Source organism: Wolbachia endosymbiont of Glossina morsitans morsitans, from assembly GCF_000689175.1.
Taxonomy (GTDB): domain Bacteria; phylum Pseudomonadota; class Alphaproteobacteria; order Rickettsiales; family Anaplasmataceae; genus Wolbachia; species Wolbachia pipientis.
The window spans coordinates 1-2,468 of the sequence record NZ_AWUH01000132.1; the positions used below are offsets into that span (position 1 = coordinate 1).

Below are 2,468 nucleotides of genomic sequence, written 5' to 3' on the forward strand. Positions count from 1 at the left end.
AATATCGTGGCTTACCTCATGCCTGAGAAAATTAGAAGAGAGATGTTTTTGAGTCTAGCAGGTGGTAGTGAAGAGCAATTAAAATCATCTGTTGATTTACTTGTAGAGTATTCTATGGTAAATGATGAAAAAGAGCAAGGCATGTTGAGTATTCATAGACTAGTTCAAGAAGTGACAAGATTAAATTTGAAAACAGAGCAAGACAGAGAGGAGAAAGTTCTGCGAGAAGCTCTAGAATTAATAAAAGAACCTTCTCTAAAAGAGGGAGACATTGCTAACGTTGCCTCGATTTTGAATTATGCAAGTAGACATGATAAATTAATTGCTGATCCAGGTTTTGATCGTACCTATGGAGAATATCAATATACTTCATTATGTCTACTTATTCGATTTAATCAAGGAGAAAAAGCAGTTAAACACCTGATCAACAATATAAGACGTATGAAATATCCAAGCATGCTAATTAGATTTGTTAATTCTGCTGACAATCTTGGCCATTCTCCTCTTAGGCTTGCTATTGAAAATGGTAACTTAAATATAGTAAAGTATCTTATAGAAAATGGAGCTGATTATGATTCTCTTAGTGAAAATGACATGACTCTTTTACATATTGCTGCTTCATGCGGTCAATTAGAGGTAGTAAAATACCTTGTAGCTGATAGAGGAGCTAATATTGAAGCTAAAGATAGTGATGGCATGACTCCTTTACATACTGCTGCTAGTAGGGGTAGTATAGAATTAGCAAAGTATTTTGTAACAAAGAGGTCTAATGTAAACGAGAAAAGCTATAAAGGGTATACACCGCTACATTTAGCTGCCGAAAGAGGTTTCTTAGATACAGTGAAGTATCTGATAAAAGAAGGTGCTGATTTAGGTGCAAAGGACCATAAAGGGTATACACCGCTACATTTAGCTGCCGAAAGAGGTTTCTTAGATATAGTGGAGTATCTGATAAACAAAGGTGCTAGTTATGATATTAAAGATTATCGAAACCTTACTCCTCTAGATTTAGCAGAGAAAGAACTAGCTCAAGATCCAGAAAACGATAATCTTATAAAGATCAAAGCTTTACTTTTTAATGTAAAAGATGAATCTAAATCTCAACACAGAGAAGAAGGGACTTCAGGGTCATTTTCAGCTAGGGAATGTCTGCCTAGTACAAGTAGTGGTATAAGAAGGAATAAAAGAAACGCTGAAAATGAATGTTTATTCGCATGGGAAGATGTAGATGAATTTAGTGAGAAGAAAAATGAGAACAGAGATTTTAGTAAAGTTGAAATAGATAGTGAAAAATTTGTTGATTACGTTAAAGACCTACCAGAGGAAAAGCGCTCTCAGCTAATTCAGCTAGCAGATGAGGCTAGAGTTAAAGGCAGATTTCAAGGCCTAGTTAATAGGCTGATCAGTAATCAAAAAATCATGAGTCATCTAACTGTAGTAGAAAGAATCTCTGGTATAGCAATGCATGGAATGATGGCTAAAAATGTATTAGCTGACTTTTTAAATGGAAATTACCAAGGTGTAGCAGTAAATGTTGGTTTTATAGCCGGTGGTCAAGGATTTGCTAAAATCGCTGAAGCTGCTTCTCTTAAAGGATTAAAATTAGTTACAGAAGGAAAGTTATTAGTTGGCAATTCTTTAAGAGCAGCATCTCCTTTTCTTGCTCGTGGTACTTCTGCCTTTGTTATCTATGATCTAGTAAATCAGGTAAAAGCATTTAAAAATGGTACTGATGAGGCATTGGTTGGCGTAATAGGAGATAGCATTTACCTAGGAGTTGATGCTGCAGAGATTGGCATAGAAGTTGCTGAAGCTTTTGAAGTGCTAGAAGGAGTATCATCTGTCACTGGTCCTATTGGAGCTGCGGTTGGGGCTGTAGTATTTTTTTGCACTGATATTCATATGGCAGTAAAGAGAGTTGATAAAATTGATCAGATTGTTCATCTCAAAGGAAACGAAAAATTTACTGAAGGGTTACGTGCATCTATGGGTATGCAACCTGAACAGTATATAGAAGAATTGATCGAAAAGAAACAGGTTAATAACCAACTAGTTAATCAAGGGCTTGAGTACTTAAAACAACATAGTGATATTCAAAGGTATGTTTTTCCCACTGGTGAGTTAGTTATAGATTCTGACCAAGAAGTATCACATAAGCCCCAAATGGATTTAAATAATCTAGCACTTCTTGGCAATACAGTAGATAATGTTATTTGGCATAGAGCAAGACCAGATAATTCAAATGTAGGTAAGTTATTCTGTCTTCCGACTGGTCCAATACGTTCTGAAGTTGGAGGTGAGAACGCTTATCTTTGTCATAATGCAATAGGTCTATTTTATATAGCTGATAGGACAGGAAATAGTACTTTAATTGCTTTGGGAAAAGGTCGAGATAGAGCAACAGGATTTAGGGATAGTCCTAATATTTTCTTAGTAGATGATGGAAATAAGGAGTTAACTGGAGGTGA

General features: G+C 35.7%; 1 protein-coding gene. It reads left to right on the top strand.

The genetic code is table 11. The features are described from left to right. Positions 1-18: 18 nt before the first annotated feature. Positions 19-2,468: ankyrin repeat domain-containing protein (locus WGMM_RS03325; protein ID WP_240991892.1), on the top strand; the 2,450-nt coding region annotated here is incomplete at its 3' end.